General features: G+C 32.0%; 13 protein-coding genes. 2 read left to right on the top strand and 11 right to left on the bottom strand.

Going from position 1 to position 19066, the window contains the following annotated elements; genetic code table 11:
• The first annotated feature begins 30 nt into the window (after positions 1–30).
• On the top strand, positions 31–1029 hold the full coding sequence (gene bioB, locus HQN85_RS03845; RefSeq protein WP_173269022.1) for a biotin synthase BioB: 999 nt from the start codon (positions 31–33) through the stop codon (positions 1027–1029).
• A gap of 59 nt (positions 1030–1088) precedes the next feature.
• Here bioB and HQN85_RS03840 read toward each other — a convergent pair whose 3' ends face one another.
• Entirely contained in the window at positions 1089–1499 is a 411-nt protein-coding gene (locus HQN85_RS03840; protein ID WP_173269021.1) for an organic hydroperoxide resistance protein, read from the bottom strand.
• 68 nt (positions 1500–1567) lie between these two features.
• Positions 1568–3730 carry an FUSC family protein gene (locus tag HQN85_RS03835; protein WP_173269020.1) on the bottom strand — a complete coding sequence of 721 codons (2163 nt, stop codon included), beginning with the start codon at positions 3728–3730 and terminating at the stop codon, positions 1568–1570.
• Positions 3731–4577: 847 nt separating this feature from the next.
• On the opposite strand from HQN85_RS03835, the gene HQN85_RS03830 reads away from it, so the two are divergent.
• Complete coding sequence (locus HQN85_RS03830; RefSeq protein WP_173269019.1) at positions 4578–5915, top strand: PhoH family protein; 1338 nt, start codon at positions 4578–4580, stop codon at positions 5913–5915.
• On the opposite strand, the gene HQN85_RS03825 is transcribed toward HQN85_RS03830, so the two are convergent.
• From HQN85_RS03825 to HQN85_RS03785, 9 genes are all read right to left on the bottom strand, one after another.
• Complete coding sequence (locus HQN85_RS03825) at positions 5912–7120, bottom strand: TCR/Tet family MFS transporter (RefSeq protein ID WP_173269018.1); 1209 nt, start codon at positions 7118–7120, stop codon at positions 5912–5914. The genes HQN85_RS03830 and HQN85_RS03825 overlap by 4 nt on opposite strands.
• Before the next feature lie 33 nt (positions 7121–7153).
• Positions 7154–7873: an endonuclease V gene (locus tag HQN85_RS03820; protein WP_173269017.1), complete on the bottom strand. Its 720-nt coding sequence runs from the start codon at positions 7871–7873 to the stop codon at positions 7154–7156.
• Between the two features lies 1 nt (position 7874).
• On the bottom strand, positions 7875–9077 hold the full coding sequence (locus HQN85_RS03815; RefSeq protein ID WP_173269016.1) for a DUF763 domain-containing protein: 1203 nt from the start codon (positions 9075–9077) through the stop codon (positions 7875–7877).
• A 180-nt stretch (positions 9078–9257) separates the two neighbouring features.
• Entirely contained in the window at positions 9258–10391 is a 1134-nt protein-coding gene (locus tag HQN85_RS03810; RefSeq protein WP_173269015.1) for a tetratricopeptide repeat protein, read from the bottom strand.
• Between the two features lie 87 nt (positions 10392–10478).
• Complete coding sequence (locus HQN85_RS03805; RefSeq protein ID WP_173269014.1) at positions 10479–11561, bottom strand: tetratricopeptide repeat protein; 1083 nt, start codon at positions 11559–11561, stop codon at positions 10479–10481.
• A gap of 27 nt (positions 11562–11588) precedes the next feature.
• On the bottom strand, positions 11589–14165 hold the full coding sequence (gene gyrA, locus HQN85_RS03800) for a DNA gyrase subunit A (RefSeq protein WP_173269013.1): 2577 nt from the start codon (positions 14163–14165) through the stop codon (positions 11589–11591).
• Positions 14166–14311: 146 nt separating this feature from the next.
• Positions 14312–17302: a helix-hairpin-helix domain-containing protein gene (locus HQN85_RS03795; protein WP_173269012.1), complete on the bottom strand. Its 2991-nt coding sequence runs from the start codon at positions 17300–17302 to the stop codon at positions 14312–14314.
• A 27-nt stretch (positions 17303–17329) separates the two neighbouring features.
• Positions 17330–18448 (bottom strand): magnesium/cobalt transporter CorA, encoded by a 1119-nt coding sequence (gene corA / locus HQN85_RS03790; protein WP_173269011.1) that lies wholly within the window; start codon positions 18446–18448, stop codon positions 17330–17332.
• Positions 18449–18451: 3 nt separating this feature from the next.
• On the bottom strand, positions 18452–19063 hold the full coding sequence (locus tag HQN85_RS03785) for a WbqC family protein (protein ID WP_173269010.1): 612 nt from the start codon (positions 19061–19063) through the stop codon (positions 18452–18454).
• Between the last annotated feature and the right edge of the window lie 3 nt (positions 19064–19066).

Raw genomic sequence — 19066 nt, 5'->3', positions numbered from 1 at the left:
TTAACTTTCAACCTATAACTTTTAACTTAAATGCAAACACTAAAACACGATTGGACTAAAGAAGAAATTACAGCTATTTATAATAAGCCATTTTTAGATTTAGCATATGAGGCTGCAAGCATTCATCGTGAAAATACAGATTATAATGAGGTTCAAATTAGTTCGTTAATCTCAATAAAAACTGGCGGATGCGCCGAAGATTGCTCTTATTGTCCACAAGCAGCACGCTACCATACAGATGTTGATGTACAAGCTTTAATGAAAGTAGATCAAGTAGTAGATGCTGCAAAAACAGCTAAAGCAGGGGGTGCATCTCGTTTATGCATGGGTGCAGCATGGAGAGAAGTTCGAGATAATCGCGATTTTGATCGTGTAATTGATATGGTTAAAGCGGTTAATGAATTAGATATGGAGGTTTGTTGTACACTTGGTATGCTGACCGAAAGTCAAGCTCAACGTTTGGCCGATGCGGGTTTGTATGCATACAACCACAATTTAGATACTTCGGAAGAAGATTATAAACGAATTATTTCTACACGTACATATGATGATCGTTTAAATACAATAAAAAATGTACGTAAAGCAAAATTAACTGTTTGTAGTGGAGGTATTGTAGGTTTAGGTGAAACTGTTGCTGATCGTGTTTCAATGTTACAAACACTTGCAAACATGCCTAAGCATCCAGAATCTGTGCCAATTAATGCATTAGTGCCAGTAAAAGGAACGCCCTTAGAAAATCAACCACGTATTTCTATTTGGGAAATGGTACGTATGATTGCTACTGCAAGAATCGTGATGCCTAAATCGGTTGTTCGTTTAAGTGCTGGAAGAAATGAAATGAGTACACTAGAACAAGCATTCTGTTTTATGGCGGGAGCTAATTCAATTTTTGCTGGGGATAAGTTATTAACTACTCCAAATCCTGCTTTTGTAGATGATATGGCAATGTTTGAATTGCTAGGATTAAAAACTAGAGAAGCTTTTAAAAATGGCAGACCAGAAAATACTAAAAAAGAAGTGCTAGTTTAAATAATAACCAGACAGAAATATAGTGAGCTGTGAATTATATTTCTGTCTGATAAAATGAATTATACTGCGGTAACTCTTACCTCAATATTTCCTCTAGTTGCTTTTGAGTAAGGGCAAGCACGATGTGCTTTATCGGCCAAAGCTTGGGATTCTTCTTGAGAGATACCAGGTATATGTACATCTAAATCTGCAGAAAGTACAAAAGCATTTCCATCCTTATTAAAAGATACGTGAACATTTACATTTGCTGCACTTACGTCAACACCATCACGTTCGGCTACACTACCCAAAGCTCCTAAATAACAAGCACCCCAAGCAGCAGCAAATAATTGTTCAGGATTACTTGCGCCACCTTGTCCACCAAGTTCTTTTGGTTTCCTTAGTTCAAAATCTAAAATTCCATCACTTGATTTAACGTGTCCATCTCTTCCGCCAATTGCGGTAACAGAGCCTGTATATAGCTTTTCCATATTCTTAATTTTTAAGAATAACATAAATGACAGGACAGTTGTTTTTATTAATCTTAACTAGAATAGTATTAGATTTTAAGCTTTTCAGTTAACTTAAAAATATCATAAGCAACTTTCTGTATCAAATCAAATTGTTCAGCTATGCTCATATTTTCGCTTTCGCTTGCAAGTTCATTAACATTTTTACGGCGAATAAGAGGAACGTTAATAAATTCTTCTTTAGGCGATAATAGATTTTCTGTTGCTTGATTTAACAGATAAATTGTATTTTCAGAAATTGGTTTTAATTCTTCTTTATTTAAGTAAACAAAATCGTGTTCTTTTTTATAAAGTAATAACGTAGCAATATAAGAGGACAATAAATGATTAAATACTGTGAATTGATGTAGTTCTTTAATATAAAGTTGTTTGCTTTTGGGTTCTGAAAACATCCGTTGAAAGAGTGATGCCAAGTTTGACGAATTCACATACACTTCTTTTCTTGCAAGTTTATAATTAGTTAAGTTTTGGTTTTGCTCTTGTTCAAAATATAAAAGCGTAACTTCTTTAAAATAATTCCTATTTGCCTTTATCGTATCTAACATGGCCTCTTTCAATTTTTCATGTTCCCAGTTTGGGAATAGTGAATAACTTGCCAATAAGGCAATGCCAGAACCTATTAAAGTGTCGTAAATTCGCTCTCTTGCAATCGAAAGACTTCCCATTCCTAAAAAATCAAATAAAATGAGAATATATGGCGTCATGAAAAGCACACTAACTACGTAATTTTTACGCTGAAAGCTGTAACAACCAATCATACAAATTAATAGGATTACGAAAAGTGTATTTTTATCGTGAATATAAATTAAAACACCCATTCCAATAAAAGCTCCAACAACTGTTCCTATAATACGTTGATAGTTTCTTTCTTTAGTTAAAGAAAAACCAGGTTTTGATATTACTAAAATTGTTAATAATATCCAGTAGCTATGTGCAAAATCTAAGCTTTTAGCAACTACGAAGCCAATTAGCATAACTATAGCAACGCGTAAAGAGTGCCTAAAAGTAGAAGAATTAAAAGTCAAATTATCTTCTAATATTTTGAAATCAAATTTTTGTTTGGTTACAAATTTCTCAACTTCTATATCTCTATGCTTTAAATTTTTCTTCTCTTTTTTATTAAAGTACCCAGTAATTGTCTTAACCCTGCCTAAAATATTTTCGATGTTCACTTCAATATTCTTTAGTGCAATAAGTCCTAAAGTGTTATATTGGTTATCTGCATTTGCTTCTAAAACATTAATTTCCTCCTTCAATATAGCTACGTCTTTTATCAAAGATGAAGAAAGGGTAGGCGTACCTCCACTTTTTAAAGCAAAAGCAATTTCATCAAGCGAACCTGCTATTTTATTTATTATTTTTTCATATTGATGAAGTATTCCTGCAGAATCAAATTGTTCATGCAATTGTTTATAATTATAATAAGTAGACATTACTTGTTCAAAAAGATCAACCATATCTACAAAAACAAGTAAAAGAAATCTTCCTTCTGGTGTAGATTCTCTAACTATTTCCCTCGTCCTAAAAAGCACATCACGTACTTCATCTTGTTTTTCATGTACATGAACTTGTAATTGAAGTAACGCTGCATAATTCTTTTCATAATCGGTATTTTCATGATAGAATTTAGCTTTAGCTCTTAAAAACTCGCTAACTTGATGTATCGAATCACTTAATGTTTGCTGAACTAATCGGTAAGGTCGCAACCGATAGACGAAATAACTTAATAAAGTATACCAAATGCTACCTGCTAAAATTAGCAAAGCATAATAAACTACCTCTTGCCATGGCCTAATATCATCTATGCTTAGTACCATAATGAGCAAAACGGATGTACCTATAGAAGCTGCTCTATTTCCATACAAAAAGAACATAGAAAAAATAAAACTACATACGACTAATAATGTTCCTGTAACATATATATTCTTGTTAGTTAAACCAGTAATAATAGAAATTACAAAAAGTAAAATCGTGGTCACTAACATTGCATTTCTACGGTGTATTATAGGTCCAGGAGAATCGACAACACTAATACATAATGCCCCTAATGATAAGGTCATGCCATATTGGAGCATTCCAAATTGTGCTAAAATTAAAGAGGGGCAAAGCACACCAATAGTAATACGCAAACCATCTGCAAAATAAGTACTGAGCAAAAAATCTTGTATATTTCTAATTGGCTGATTGAGCATAGTGCAAATTTACATTATTTGAGTTTTAAAATACCTTGAAAAGTTAAGATATAAACTCATTTGTTTTATGCAAAGCTGATAAATAAGCAGAAATATGAATTTAAAAATCATAAATTAAATCATAATTGTGCATAAACTAAAAATTTACGATTGTTAATAACAAGAATAAAAGCCAGACTAAACTTTATCCAAACTACATTTACATGGATTTCACATCATTATATGTGTTAATAACCCTATGATATAAAGTGTATAACTTGTTAAAAAAATAAATCAATTTTTCTTGACATATATTGCTTCAGACACTAATTTAGATCATATCAATAACGAAGTACTTTGACAGTCTGATAGAATAATCCAAAACAAAAATGAAGTCGAAAGACTAAAATTTTTGGGAATTTTCACTAAGTTAAATCAAATCTGACGAGCATTGCAAAATGCAAAGTTGGTTTACATTAAGAAGTCGCAAGACGGTTAGCATGTAAAAAATCGAGCACTTAAACCAGATCATTTGAAAGAACAGATGGGCGTTAAGAGCAATAGGTTGCAAAACCGATAAATTTGTTTGTTTTAATACATCAGACATTATAACTAATTGCGGCATTTTACGGAGTAAGGCAATAGATGGTTATAATTTTATAAACGAGTTTTGAAATTCGAAAGAATAACAATACAACGAATAAAGGTTAAGTATATTCAATTGATGCCTTATTTTTAATTACGGTTAAATATGAGGTTAAAACGGAGAACCAAATCGCAAGAAGAGGGTCTCCGTTTTGTTTTTTTAGCCATTTTTTATTTTTAAATACTATAATCTTTAAAGGCTAAACGCTAATTTTAAAGCATCATGGCAAAGAAAGAACTAACAAAAAAAATATTTGTATTAGATACTTCAGTTATCTTATATGACCATAATGCTATTAATAATTTCCAAGAACATGATGTTGCCGTTCCTGTGTTAGTTTTAGAAGAGCTTGATAATTTTAAAAGCGGTAATGATACGCGTAATTTCGAAGCTAGAAGTTTTATCAGATTAATAGATCAAGCATCAAAAAACCATCTTATTAATAAATGGATATCCTTAACAAAGATTAGTCAAGGCAAGTTTAAAATAATTTTAGATGAAAGTCCAAAGAAAATAAATGCTGAAAAATTATTTGGAGAAGGAAAATTTGATAATCGGATTTTAAATTCAGCGTTAGTTTTAAAGGAAGAAAATCCCAAAAGTAAGGTCATTTTAGTGTCTAAAGATATTTGTCTCCGTTTAAAGGCAAAATCTCTCAATTTATATGCAGAAGACTATGAGACTGGGAAAATTAAAAATGCTGATGAACTTTATACAGGTAAAACAGAATTGATCGATTTTTCTATTGAAGCTATTGATGAATTGAGAAAAAATGGCACTATAGATGCATCTGCTTTAAATTTACCCCATGGAGATTCTAATCACTTTTATAGTTTAAAGAATAAAAAGAAAAGCGTTATTGCGTTTTATAACGCTACTAAAAAACAACTTAGATATGTAAATCAAGATGCTGCATTTAATATTTCGCCACGTAATGCAGAGCAATCTTTTGCCATTGATGCTTTACTTAATCCTGATATTAAATTAGTAACAATACAAGGAAATGCGGGTACAGGTAAAACTTTATTAGCTTTAGCAAGTGCTTTAGAACAACGTAAAAATTTTAGACAGATTTATATTACGAGACCTATTGTTCCTTTAAGTAATAAAGATATTGGTTTTTTGCCAGGCGATGTAAAAACAAAAATAGACCCTTATATGGCGCCTATATGGGATAATTTGAAATTTATTAGAGAGCAATTTGTTGGTGATGAAAAGATGTTATTTAAAATTGATGAGCTAATTCGAACAGAAAAAATAGAAATTGCACCTTTAGCGTTTATAAGAGGTAGAACGATTACAAAAATATTTTTCATTGTGGATGAAGCTCAAAATCTTACTCCACACGAAATTAAAACCATCATATCGAGAGCTGGAGAACATACTAAAATTGTTTTCACGGGCGATATTTATCAGATAGATACGCCTTATCTTGACTCTGAAAGCAATGGACTATCGTATTTGATAGAAAATGCTAAAAAACATCCGCTTTATGCCCACATTACATTACAAAAAGGAGAGAGGAGCGAGTTAGCAAATTTAGCAATAGAGTTACTTTAGTGATGTTTTCTTAAAGTTGCAGTTGTAATAATTAGGGAGATTAATGTCAATATCATACTAAAAATAAATGGTGCACCTGGAAAATATATGCCGTTATCTTTTGCAATAAAGTGCGCAAAAATATATGCCATAGAAAATGGGCCTAAAATAGCACCAGCACTCTGCATACTTGTTACAATACCTTGAATTTCACCTTGTGCATTTGCAGGAACCTGATTTGAAATAATGGTTTGCATTGCCGGATTTCCAATTCCAGCCAAGCAATAAGGAAGAATAAAAATCATCATCATCAATCCATTAGGTGCAAATGCAAAACATGTAAAACCTATTATATATAGAATTAAACCCAAAATAATTGCATTTTTCTCGCCAATTTTCGGAATAACAATTCTTATTAATCCTCCTTGAACTATAGCTACCGCAACTCCAACTATACTCAATGAATAGCCAATCATAGACGAATTCCAATTGAATTTTTCGATTACGTAATATCCCCAATTAGACTGCACAGAATGACTTGCTATAAATAATAATAATAATGCTACAACTAAACCTATTATTGTAGGATATTTAGCAATACTAATCATAGAACCAATAGGATTTGCCCTTTTCCAAGAAAATTCTCTGCGATTTTCTTTCTTTAGTGATTCGGGCAAAATGAAATAACCATATAGCCAATTTAAAAGCGCTAACCCAGCAGAAATAATAAAAGGAACCCTAAGTCCCATGTTACTAAACAACCCGCCAATTAATGGGCCTATAATAAAACCAATGCCAAATGCCACTCCAACCATTCCGAAATTTTGAGCCTTCTTTTCCGGAGTACTAATATCTGCGATGTAAGCCATTGCAGTAGTAAAACTTGCACCCGTAATTCCCGCAATAACTCGCCCAATAAATAGCCAACCTAATGTCGGAGCAAAAGACAAGAAAATATAATCAATACCTAAACCTAAAAGTGAAATTAATAAAATTGGACGTCTACCATATTTATCACTTAAGCCCCCAACAATTGGAGAAAAAATAAATTGTGCTATAGAATATGCCACTAATAACAAACCGCCGTATTCGGATGCAGCGGCTAAAGATTTTCCAGAAAGTTCTTTAATCAAGTTTGGCAATACAGGAATAATGATCCCAAAACCAATACAATCAATTAAAATGGTAATAAATATAAAGCCTAGTGTTGATTTTTTTGCGCTCATTTTTAACGTTTGCTATAAAAATAGAATTTTAAACTAAAATAATACAGGTGTCGGATTAACTTCTTTATATCCAGCCTGTAATTTACCCATTCTAAAATCATTCACAATTTCATGGGCTAATCTTGTTGGTTCTGGAATTCTATGATTTCCTATACACTTTTTCATAATTTCTAAGCTCTTTACCAAACTTAAACCATAACCAGGAGAAATATAAACAGGCTTAGTTTTATTTTTAGTTCTTAAAGCATAACCAATATGTTCATTTGTATGATGTTCAAATACTTTACTAAAAGAATATTTTATTATTGAAGGTTCTTCATAAAAGCCATATAATGATGATTTTGCACAACCAATAGTTGCTTGAGCAGTTAATAAACCAAAATGAGATGCGATACCCATCCTTCTTGGATGTAAATAACCTTGACCATCTAATACTACCACGTCAGGCTTATTCTCAATTTGCTCCCAAGCCTTTATCAGCGTTGGAACTTCTCTAAAACCTAAGTAACCAGCTTTGTAAGGGAAATTAGTTTCACAAGTAACTAAAGAATATGCTTTTAACCTTAATTCTGGATAACTCAAAATTACAATGGTTCCATACATTGTGGTACTATTCGGATTATATGAAATATCCGTAGCAGCTATGGAATTGATAACTTTACTATTTGGAATATCAAATTTAAGCTGCTTTCTAAATTCTTCTTGCATTAGCTTTGCTTCTACAAAAGTAAGTTCGTCGTAATTTAAATCCATCTTAAAATAAATTCAATTGTGTTGAAGTAGGCGCTTTTTCTTTACCAAAAACTGTTCTTCCGCCATATTTCCAAGAATTATCTCTTTCTGTTTTTATTAATTCTTCCAAGTTTTCATTAGGAATAAAATCTTTTTCTAAGCGTTGTGAAATCTTACTTAATGATTGAAACGCTTGCATTTTATCCGAATTACCTATTTTTGATTTGTCTATTGCGCTCCTTAAAGTTTTAATTGTTTCATCATATACATTTACAGGAACAGGGAAGGGGTGACCATCTTTTCCTCCATTGGCAAATGAAAATCTAGCAGGATCTTTAAATCTGGAAGGATTTCCGTAGATGATTTCACTAACTAATGCTAAAGATTGTAATGTTCTTGGCCCAAGCCCTTGCAATAGTAATAGGTCTTCAAAATTTGAAATATTGTTTTCTTGAGCCAACCAAAGCGTAGCACCCAATCGTTTTAAATTAACATCTTTTGATCTAACCTCATGATGATTAGGCATCACCAACTTCTTAATCTCTTTAATCATTTTTGCAGGTTGTTCACAAGTTAGATTCAATATTGATTTTTTAAGTGGATTGGCGTCCTTATCGGTTAAATTTAAAATTTCACCGCAATTTTGACCATAAATAAATGTATGAGGTTCTTCTGTAAAAGATTTCAGAGTTGATGAATGCCAGTGATATCTTCTCGCAGTCGCACTTTTATCACTCATACCTTGCTGAATAACAGTCCAATTTCCTTCATCGCTAACAATAAAATTATGCTGATACAATTGAAATCCATCTTGAATAGCTGTATTATCAACTTTAGCACTTAGTTTACTACATTTTACTAAATTGCTAGCATTCAATCCATTAGATTCAGAAAACTTTATGATTTCATTTGGTGTATTTTTGGAAAGCTTTCCCTTACCACCGCAAATATAAATACCAAATTCTTTAGCATGTATATTTATATTTCTTTTTAATGCCCCTAAAACGGAAGTTGTAATTCCAGAAGAATGCCAATCCATTCCCATCACAGCTCCAAGACTTTGAAACCAAAAAGGATCACTCATTCTTTGCAGAAAGTTGTTTTTCCCCTTATTTGAAATAATTTCTTCTGTTATCGCTAGACCCAATTTACCCATTCGCTCTGCTAACCACAACGGTACATGACCATAATGTAAGGGTAAATCTGCAGTTCCAGCTCGCTTCATAATACTAACAAAATTAGTAAATGAAACTGAATTATTATTATTATTATTTATTTAATTAATTAATTTTTATTCAACCTTATAAATGCACAATCAACTAATTTTCATAATTTTAATTCTGTCTTATAATTAACATTATGTTAAGTAATAAATTGCAATATCTACTCTAGCCATTAATTTCAACTAAAATTCATTTAATTTTCTTTTTAAATCTTGAACTTTATCCAATTTATTTTTTCTTGTATATATTTCGATTAATAGTTGAATAGTGTTTCTATCATTAGGATTTATTTCGTGAGCTCTAAGCAACGTAAATTCTGAACGGTTAATATAAGATATGAATTTTTGATTTTTCTTTTCTTTCAATGAGTTATTAGCATTATTTATATAAACTAATCCTAATTGATATAAAGCATCAAAATAATTTTGATCGATATCTAATGCTTTTTTATATGCAAGTTCTGCTGCGTTATTATTATTAAGTTGAGATTGCTGCAAATAACCATGTAAAAATAACAATAACTTATTACGCTTTTCATTAGGTATAGAGCCTTCAATTATTTTAACGGCAGCATCATATCTTTCATTATCTAATAATAAATTAATATAATCATTAGTTAAAAATGGATGATATGGATTGAGCTTTAAACCGTCCTCAAGTGTTTTTATAGCTAATTCATTTTCAAATTTAGAAGCATAAATACTAGCCATAGTTTGAAAAACAACAGGATTTTTAATTTCATTCTCCTTTGCTCTTTTAAAATAATTCAGTGCTTCATCGTATGATTGGATATTTTGAGCACACAATGCTACATTTACTGCTAAAGTTGTATCTTTTGGTAAAAAATCACTTACTTGTTTCAATAAATTAAAGGCTGTCACAAAATCATTTTGCTGATAAGCACTATTTCCTTCGATTTGTTTTTTGATGTTTATGTTATAAGTTGATGCTTTAATTAAACCAGAATTATCTTGATATTTATCAAGTTTAATTGCCTTTTCAAGAGCTTCGCCTGCTAAAATGTAATATTTATCGGCATTTGATTCGTTTTCATCAATTAGCGAAATGTAAGAGCTTAAATATGCTTTGATCGCCCATGTTTCTGCCCAATTTTTAGTTTTCTTATCATTTTGAGCAACTTCAATAGCTTTAATACCCTCACCTATTGTTGTCAGTTGCTTTTTTACATCCTCTTTATTTGCAATACTTACCTGTAATTTTCCGACGCTATTTTGTGCAAGTTGAACTTGAGTTTTTTGAGCATTAACATTGAGAGAGAGTGTGCAGATAAAAATTAGTAAAAAATTGTTTTTCATAATATGGAAGGATATTCGCTTAGCAAAAATAATAAAAAAAGAGGGATAACATTAATTACCCCTCTTCATCTATTCAAAATAGTATTTTTAATTAGCAGGTATAGCGTCTAATCTTTTCTTTATATCTGCAAAATTTACACTGTCATTTTTAAAACCGTAAATCTGTTTTAAAGACTCTAATGCTGGTACTAGCTTAGGGTCTAATTCTATAGCTTTCTTATAAAATGGTATTGATTGATCAATAAATCCAACCATTTTAGCAGTTATTGCATCGAACTCCTTTACTTTTTTTGGATCTAACTTACTTCTATCCGTTTGTAATGCTAAAGCTTGTTTATAATAAGTATCACCCATTAAATACTGATAAATTGCTTTTGATGGATCTTTAGCAATTAGTTTTTTTAATGCTTCTTGCGATTTTGCAATATCTCCTTTAGCAATGTAGATATCAGTCTCTATGCCAACAAAATCAGCATCATCAGGATATTTTGCAATTGCTTCTTTAAGCAAATCTAAACTAGCTGTTGTATCTTTCAAATTTGATAAAGTCATCGAAATAGTTTCAGCATAAAAGTTTTTTGTCTCTGGTACATTAAAACTTATAACCTTCTTAAAGTTTTTTATCGCCTCTGGATAGTTTTGTGCTAATTTCGCAGTAACGCCTGCATTAATATACATGGCAGTATCTGTTGGATTAAGGGCAGTCATTTCATTAAAAAGTGTTAATGCATTAGCATAATCCTTTTTGTTATATGCTCGTATTGCTCTGCTATTTATCGCATTACGTATGGTAATTTCAGCAGATTGGATATTTTCTTTTTGATCTCCTTTTGTATCTAAACTTTTTGCTTGAGCAATTGCCTCAACAGCAATTTTTTGTTTAGCTAGTGCATTGTCAAGATTAACTGAATCTGTATAAGCTATTGCTGATGCAAACAAAGCTCTATAAGACCATGCATCAGGCATAATTTTAGATTTTTCATTAGCAATAGCATTATCAGTGTGTTTCAACCCATTATTTAACGATAACATAGATTTATCATACGGATTTTTTGTAGCCATTATGCTATATAAATCCCAAGTTTTTTTTGCTTCGGCCACTTCACTCTTTTGAGCATTTGCAAGTGTAGCTACACCTACAAATAACATACTTAAAAGTATTTTTTTCATGTTTCTTGTTTTTTTTTCGAAATTATATTAATTCTCTTCTGTTTCTTCTTCAGTATCAGGATTGTTATCTTCTGTAGGCTTTTCATCTGTTTTTCCAGTTGAATCTTCTACAACCTCTGCATCTTCTATCTCTTCAACCTCATCTTCATCTTCATGTTCAATTTTAGCTACCGATGCAATCTCATCATTACCTTTTAATGTAATTAAGCGAACACCTTGAGTTGCTCGTCCCATTACTCTTAATTCACTAACCACAATTCTAATTACAATACCAGATTTATTAATAATCATTAAATCATCAGCATCAGTTACATTTTTAATAGCAACTAGTGCGCCAGTTTTTTCGGTAACATTAATTGTTTTAACACCTTTTCCACCTCTATTAGTAACGCGATAATCGTCTATATCAGTACGTTTACCGTAACCTTTTTCAGAAACTACCAATACAGTAGCAGACGGATCGTCAATTGCGATCATGCCTACAACTTCATCTTTATCATGAGCTAAAGTTACACCTCTTACCCCTGTTGCAGTTCTTCCCATTGGTCTAACTGTACTTTCATTAAATCGGATTGCTCTTCCAGAACGTAAAGCCATTACAATCTCACTACTTCCTGTAGTTAAACTTGCTTCTAATAATTGATCACCTTCATTAATGTTAATTGCATTTATACCATTAACACGCGGACGAGAGTAAGCTTCAAGTGAAGTTTTCTTAATGGTACCTTTTTTAGTACACATAATGATAAAGTTATTCTCTAGATAATCTTGGTCTTTTAAGTTTTTAACCTTGATATAAGCTTTAACTTTTTCTTCTTTAGGTATATTAATAATATTTTGTAATGCTCTGCCTTTACTTAATCTGCTTCCTTCTGGAATTTCATATACTCTTAGCCAGAAACAACGTCCTGCTTCGGTAAAGAATAACATATAATTGTGATTAGATGCAATTAGCAAATGTTCAATAAAATCTTCATTTCTCGAATCACTTCCTTTGGACCCTTTACCCCCTCTACCTTGTGTACGGTATTCTGTAGCTGGAGTACGTTTAATGTATCCTTCGTGTGAGATAGTAATTACAACTTCTTCATCTTCGATGAAATCTTCCATGCTCATATCTTCTGCCGAATGAACTATTGTTGTTCTACGCTCATCACCATATTTATCTAACATTTCAGCTAACTCATCTTTTATAATTTGCATACGTAAAGATTCATCAGCTAGAATAGATTTCAAATACTCTATGGTCTTCATCAGCTCTGCATACTCGTCTTTAATCTTATCACGTTCTAAACCAGTTAGTCTACGTAATGTCATGTCAAGTATAGCTCTCGCTTGAATATCACTCAAACCAAATTTTTCCATTAAGCCGACTCTTGCTTCTTCTGGAGTGTTTGAAGCACGGATTAATTTAATTACTTCTTCAATATGATCTAAAGCAATTAATAAACCCTCTAAAATGTGTGCTCTTTTTTCAGCCTCAGCTAATTCGAATTTCGTTCTACGAACGATAACATCATGTCTGTGGTTTACGAAATGACGGATTAAATCTTTTAGGTTTAACATTTGCGGACGGCCATTAACCAAAGCAATGTTATTTACACTAAATGAAGTTTGTAATGCAGTTTGTTTAAATAGGTTATTTAAAACGATACTAGCATTCGCATCACGTTTTATTTCATAAACAATACGAATACCATCTTTATTCGATTCGTCTTTAATATTAGAAATACCTTCTAATTTTTTCTCACCTACCAATTCAGCAGTTCGCTCAATCATTTGCGATTTGTTCACTTGGTAAGGAATTTCAGTTACGATAATCGTTTCGCGATCTTTTATAGTTTCTATTTCTGCTTTAGCACGCATAACAACACGTCCTCTTCCAGTTTCGAAAGCATCTTGTACTCCAGAATAACCGTAAATAATAGCTCCTGTCGGGAAATCAGGACCTTTTACATATTTCATTAATTCAGGAATAGTAATTTCATTATTATCGATATAAGCAACTGTTGCATTAATAACCTCCGTAATGTTATGGGGAGCCATGTTAGTAGCCATACCTACAGCAATACCAGAAGAACCATTAATTAACAGGTTTGGCACTTTAGCTGGAAGAACAGTTGGCTCTTGCAATGAGTCATCGAAGTTTAGTTGAAAATCAACCGTGTCTTTATTAATATCAGCTAACATATCTTCGGCCATTTTTTGGAAACGTGCCTCCGTATAACGCATTGCTGCTGGCGAATCTCCATCTATCGAACCGTAGTTACCTTGTCCGTCTACCATCAAATAACGTAAACTCCAAGGTTGAGCCATACGTACCATCGTCATATAAACAGATGAATCTCCATGTGGGTGATACTTACCGAGCACCTCTCCCACAATACGAGCAGATTTTTTATAAGGTTTCCCTGCTCCTAAACCTAAATCTAACATACCGTATAAAACACGGCGGTGTACTGGTTTTAACCCGTCACGCACATCAGGTAATGCCCTACTTACGATAACTGACATCGAATAATCGATGTAAGCAGATTTCATCTGCTCGTCTATGTTTATTGAAATGATTTTGTCGTTCTCTTGATTTTCTAAATCTTCTGCCATAAATAATTTGTTCGCTAAAAACGAAATTTAAATTAGGTTATACTATAACCTTGCGAATTTAATAAATTATGCGCCAATATGCACCTTTATGTGGAAAAGTTTTGCGCTTATTAATAACGTTTTTTTAACGCTAATTTGTAAGATATTTATTTAGTGTTTAATACTGGATTATCAACAATTGGCAATTTAGCAAACTTCATAACTTCTATGCTTGGCACTCCAAAATCTAGCACCACTTTGCCTAAAATCAGGTAACATCCTTTACCTCTAAAAGGATAAATTGGATGATTATTTGGAAAGTGCACCGTGTCAAAGAAGTTGCCTTCATTATCTATAAAAGTTCCAAACCACATTTTAGTATTCTTACTCGTATGAACTGTTTTATCGCAGACAAAATTACCTAGCATTTTTACAATTTTACCTTCATGCTTTTCTAAATCATCCGCTAAAATATCGCCTCTATATGTTGTTTTTAATAAATCGAACATACTTAAACTAATTGGAAAACCTAGTAATTCTAATTCTTGATAAGCATCTTCAATTAAATGCGTATCCAAATTTGGTAATACATATTCTTTGCTCGCTAAATGAAATAATTCTTTTCCAGGTTTAGGTTTTGTCTTATTACCCAAATAGTTATATACTTCCCATAGCAGTTCTTTTTTACTTTTACCTGTAAAACGTAAAGCTCCAATTCTAATCAAAATAAGTGCCTGTTCTAAACTTAAATTAGTTCGTTTAATTACATCTTCTAAATCTATATAATTTCCATTTTGCTTTCGCTCCTGCGGGATGAGTGCAATCAACCTATTCTCCAAGCTTTGCACACCAATAAAGCCTAAATAAGCTTTATTTCCATTGATATTAACTACTTCATCGCTATGATTTACGCAGGGCAAATGAACTTCAGCTCCTGCTTGTTCTAAAGCTTTTACATATACCCAACGCTGATAAAAGCCACCATAATTATTTAAAACCGCCACCATAAATTCTTTAGGGTAATAGGTTTTAAGAAATAAACTTTGATAACTTTCTACTGCAAAACTTGCAGAATGTGCTTTAGAGAAACTAAATCCCGCAAAGCTGGAAATTTGCCGCCAAACCTCTTTCGTTGTTTCTTCATCTCGATCTAAAGCCTTTGCACAAGAGAAAAAACGTTGTTCCAACTTTTCAAATTCAATTTTTTGTCGGTATTTACCGCTCATTCCTCTACGCAAGATGTCCGCATCTGCAAAATCTAAACCTGCATAATGGCAACAAACTTTAATCACATCTTCTTGATACACCATAATACCAAAAGTATCACCCAACTGTTCTTCCATTACTTTAGATAAATACCTTACCCCTTTTGGATCATGGTAACTTTGGATATACATTTTCATCATACCAGAACTTGCTACGCCTGGTCTAATAATTGAACTAGCAGCAACTAGAGTTAGATAATCTTCGCATTGCAATTTTTTAAGCAATTGTCGCATGGCAGGAGATTCGATATAAAAACAACCGATTGGTGTGCCAGCCCGTAGTTGTGCGTTTAGTTGCGGATCTTCTTTAAACGATTTAAAATCATGAATATCTATTGTTATTTGCTTATTTTTTTGAACAAGTTGAACGGCTTCTCTAATATGTCCAATTCCTCGCTGACTTAAAATATCGTATTTATCTAGTCCAATGGCTTCTGCTTCATACATATCCCACTGTACTGTTGGCAAGCCTTTAGGAGGCAAATCTAATGCTGTATAATAAGTTAAAGGTTCTTCTCCAATCAAAATTCCACCAGCATGAATAGAGCGTTGATTTGGCATGTTATTCATGTACTCTTGTATGGCCAAAATTTTATTAAAAGTGGGATTATTTTTATTGAACACTTCTTTTGTAGGGTCTGTAAAATCATCAATTTCATTTTTTGGCAAACCCATAACTTTACCGATTTCTCTAATAATTGCTCTATTTTTAAAACTGCTCATTGTACCTAGGAGTGCAGTGTGGGGATATTTTTTGAAAATATATTGTTGTATCTCAGGACGTTCATCCCAACTAAAATCAATATCAAAATCTGGTGGAGAACTACGTTTGTGGTTTAAAAATCGCTCGAAATAAAGATCTAATTCAATTGGATCAACATCAGTTATTTTTAAACAATAAGCAACAATACTATTGGCTCCGGAACCTCTACCCACATGATAAAATCCCCTTTCTTCCATTCCATACCTCACAATATCCCAAGTAATTAGGAAATAAGCACAAAAATCTAGTTCAGAAATAACTTTAAGCTCATTTTTAATACGTTTTAAAGCAACTTCATTATTTAAGCCATAGCGATAAACTAAACCTTTCATTGCAAGTTCAGTTAATAACTTCAAATCATTTTCTACGCTATTTGTAAACGTTTTTTTATTCTTTTTTCCGAAACTATAATCATCCATACAGCAACTATCTAATAGTTTTTGCGTATTAGAGACTATAAAATCATAAGCAATAAATTTATCTTTAAGTTCATCTTCTGAAATAAACACTTCATCCTTCTGACAGCTATTTTCTTCAGTTAATTTGCCCAATACCGTATTTAATCCAATAGCTACTAGGTATTTATGTAATTTATATTCTACTTTATCTTTAACTGTTACAGGATGAAAAATTACCAATTTATCTTTTACTAAATCCAATGACTTACCGGCAATTTTATTCAATTCATTAGCTCGAATACCTAGATATTCATTTTCTGCTAATACCATATTGTTTTTATAAGGGTAAACAACAAAAGCATTATCAAAATGAAATGGTTTTTCAGGCAAAGGGATTTCATTTAGGTTATGATGAGTTAAAAAGTCATTTAACTCTTTCATCCCCTCCTTATTTTTAGCGATACCGATGTATAATAATTTATGATTTTTACGGAATTCTATTCCGATAATGGGTTTAATAGCGTAACCAGATTTTATGGTTTCTCCAAAATCATCCTTCTCCTCTATCCCTTCTTTTCTACACAGTCTAATGAATTCCATACAGCCTGTAGAGTTGTTAATATCCGTGAGCACCATCTGGTGGATATTTTTACTCCTAGCCTCTGCTATTAAGGTTTCAATATCCATTGTGCCATAACGAAGGCTATATTGAGAATGGACGTTTAAAAACATTTAAAAAAAATTATACTTTGGATGAAACTACTTAAACCAACCCTTGCGCCAAAAGTAAATGATTTGTATCACTGCTATAATTGCCATAACAATCATAGTATATAAATAGCCATGTTCCTGGTAAAGTTCGGGCATGTTTTGACGCAGAATCTTACCAGTAACTGGGTCTTCCCTACTAAAATTCATTCCGTAAATACCAGCTATAAAAGTTAATGGAATAAATATGGAAGAGATAATAGTAAGTACTTTCATAATCTCGTTCATGCGGTTGCTGATGATAGAAAGGTACATATCTATATTGCTAGCTGAGATTTCCTTAAGTGATTCGACCATATCTATAATTTGTATACAATGATCGTAAGCATCACGAAGGTACATTTTAGTTTGATGATCAATTAATGGACTATCTGTACGTAAAATATCATTCATTTTATCTCGTTCTGGCCAAGCAACACGTCTAAGTGTAATTAAATTGCGCTTAATTAACTGAGTATCATACATAATAGATTTGTCTGGTTTTTCAAACAAACGATCTTCAATAGCATCTAACTGTTCACCCCAAGCACTTAAAACCGAAAAATAGGCATCTACAATCATATCCATTAAAGCATACATTAAATAGCTGCTGCCTCCTATTCTTATATTTCCTTTTCCAATCATTAAACGTTGACGAACTGCTTCTAAACAATCTTCATATTTCTCTTGAAAAGTAAATAATATGTTGTTAGTTAAGATAAATGATACTTGTTCGTTTTCTAAACAGTTTTCTATATCAAGATACAGCATTCTGCTAATAGCAAAATCGTAATCGCCATATTCTTCATATTTAGGACGTTGGTATGTTCTCGTAATATCTTCTAATATTAATTTATTAATGTTCCAATCGGTACTTAGCGTTTCGAACATGCTAATAGATCCAAAACCTTTAACTTCTACCCAATAGTTTAATTTTTTATCTGCAGTGTATTCTACTAATCCTTTTAGGTCGTTTAACTTTTCAACTTTGTAAGTATCAGCATTATAAATATGTAGGTTTATTTTAGGTTGAAGTGAATTTTCATCAATAAAAACTAATCCTGGACTTGAGCCAGGCATAGGTAATGAGTAATGATGCTTTTTGCTTTTATGCCTATTATTTTTTGCCATGTACTAAAGATATAATTTCGTTTGTGGACCTTGATTAAACAACAAGTCTACAATACTTAAGTTAGCAATAAATTCATTTCTATCGCTAAACACCTGAAAATAGCTTTTAGTTTCAGCTCCCGGATTTACCTTTTTACTGCTAAATTTATTTCTATAATCTAAATCAAGAGGCATTTCCTTCTCATAAGTTTCGTTAAAAGAAAGCAGCGGGTTTACTTTAAGCTGTTTAAATATCCACTCCAGTAATTCTAAATTATAATCGAATAAGTAATCAAATTTCTTTTGATAAAACGGTATTAAGCCATCTTCGTAAAACTCAAAATATGCAGAATTTCTATAACAGGTTTGTAGACTTAACCAATGTAAACGCTGCCATTTTAAATCGTAGCTAATTTTAACATCCTTTATTGGAGTGTGCATTTTAGAACCTTTAACAACCGGTATAGTTAAATCTAAAATACCATTTGGAGATGCAATGCTTGCTCTATTTCTATAGGTCTGCTTAGGAAAATGCTCATATTTCTCTAATTGAATATCAAAATCGTGAGCTTTTAAAGCAGTAAAATAACTAACTGGCGGAAGATAAAAAAGTGGAAATATTGCTAAACTTTGCATCTG

It is taken from the genome of Pedobacter boryungensis, from assembly GCF_013204825.1.
Lineage (GTDB): Bacteria > Bacteroidota > Bacteroidia > Sphingobacteriales > Sphingobacteriaceae > Pedobacter > Pedobacter boryungensis.
Note: the sequence above shows the minus strand (reverse complement) of the source record. Positions and strands in the feature narration are given on the sequence as shown.

Coding starts and splice junctions, on each gene's coding strand:
- bioB (WP_173269022.1), top strand. CDS start 31: ATGCAAACACTAAAACACGATTGGACTAAAGAAGAAATTACAGCTATT.
- HQN85_RS03840 (WP_173269021.1), bottom strand. CDS start 1,499: ATGGAAAAGCTATATACAGGCTCTGTTACCGCAATTGGCGGAAGAGAT.
- HQN85_RS03835 (WP_173269020.1), bottom strand. CDS start 3,730: ATGCTCAATCAGCCAATTAGAAATATACAAGATTTTTTGCTCAGTACT.
- HQN85_RS03830 (WP_173269019.1), top strand. CDS start 4,578: ATGGCAAAGAAAGAACTAACAAAAAAAATATTTGTATTAGATACTTCA.
- HQN85_RS03825 (WP_173269018.1), bottom strand. CDS start 7,120: ATGAGCGCAAAAAAATCAACACTAGGCTTTATATTTATTACCATTTTA.
- HQN85_RS03820 (WP_173269017.1), bottom strand. CDS start 7,873: ATGGATTTAAATTACGACGAACTTACTTTTGTAGAAGCAAAGCTAATG.
- HQN85_RS03815 (WP_173269016.1), bottom strand. CDS start 9,077: ATGAAGCGAGCTGGAACTGCAGATTTACCCTTACATTATGGTCATGTA.
- HQN85_RS03810 (WP_173269015.1), bottom strand. CDS start 10,391: ATGAAAAACAATTTTTTACTAATTTTTATCTGCACACTCTCTCTCAAT.
- HQN85_RS03805 (WP_173269014.1), bottom strand. CDS start 11,561: ATGAAAAAAATACTTTTAAGTATGTTATTTGTAGGTGTAGCTACACTT.
- gyrA (WP_173269013.1), bottom strand. CDS start 14,165: ATGGCAGAAGATTTAGAAAATCAAGAGAACGACAAAATCATTTCAATA.
- HQN85_RS03795 (WP_173269012.1), bottom strand. CDS start 17,302: ATGTTTTTAAACGTCCATTCTCAATATAGCCTTCGTTATGGCACAATG.
- corA (WP_173269011.1), bottom strand. CDS start 18,448: ATGGCAAAAAATAATAGGCATAAAAGCAAAAAGCATCATTACTCATTA.
- HQN85_RS03785 (WP_173269010.1), bottom strand. CDS start 19,063: ATGCAAAGTTTAGCAATATTTCCACTTTTTTATCTTCCGCCAGTTAGT.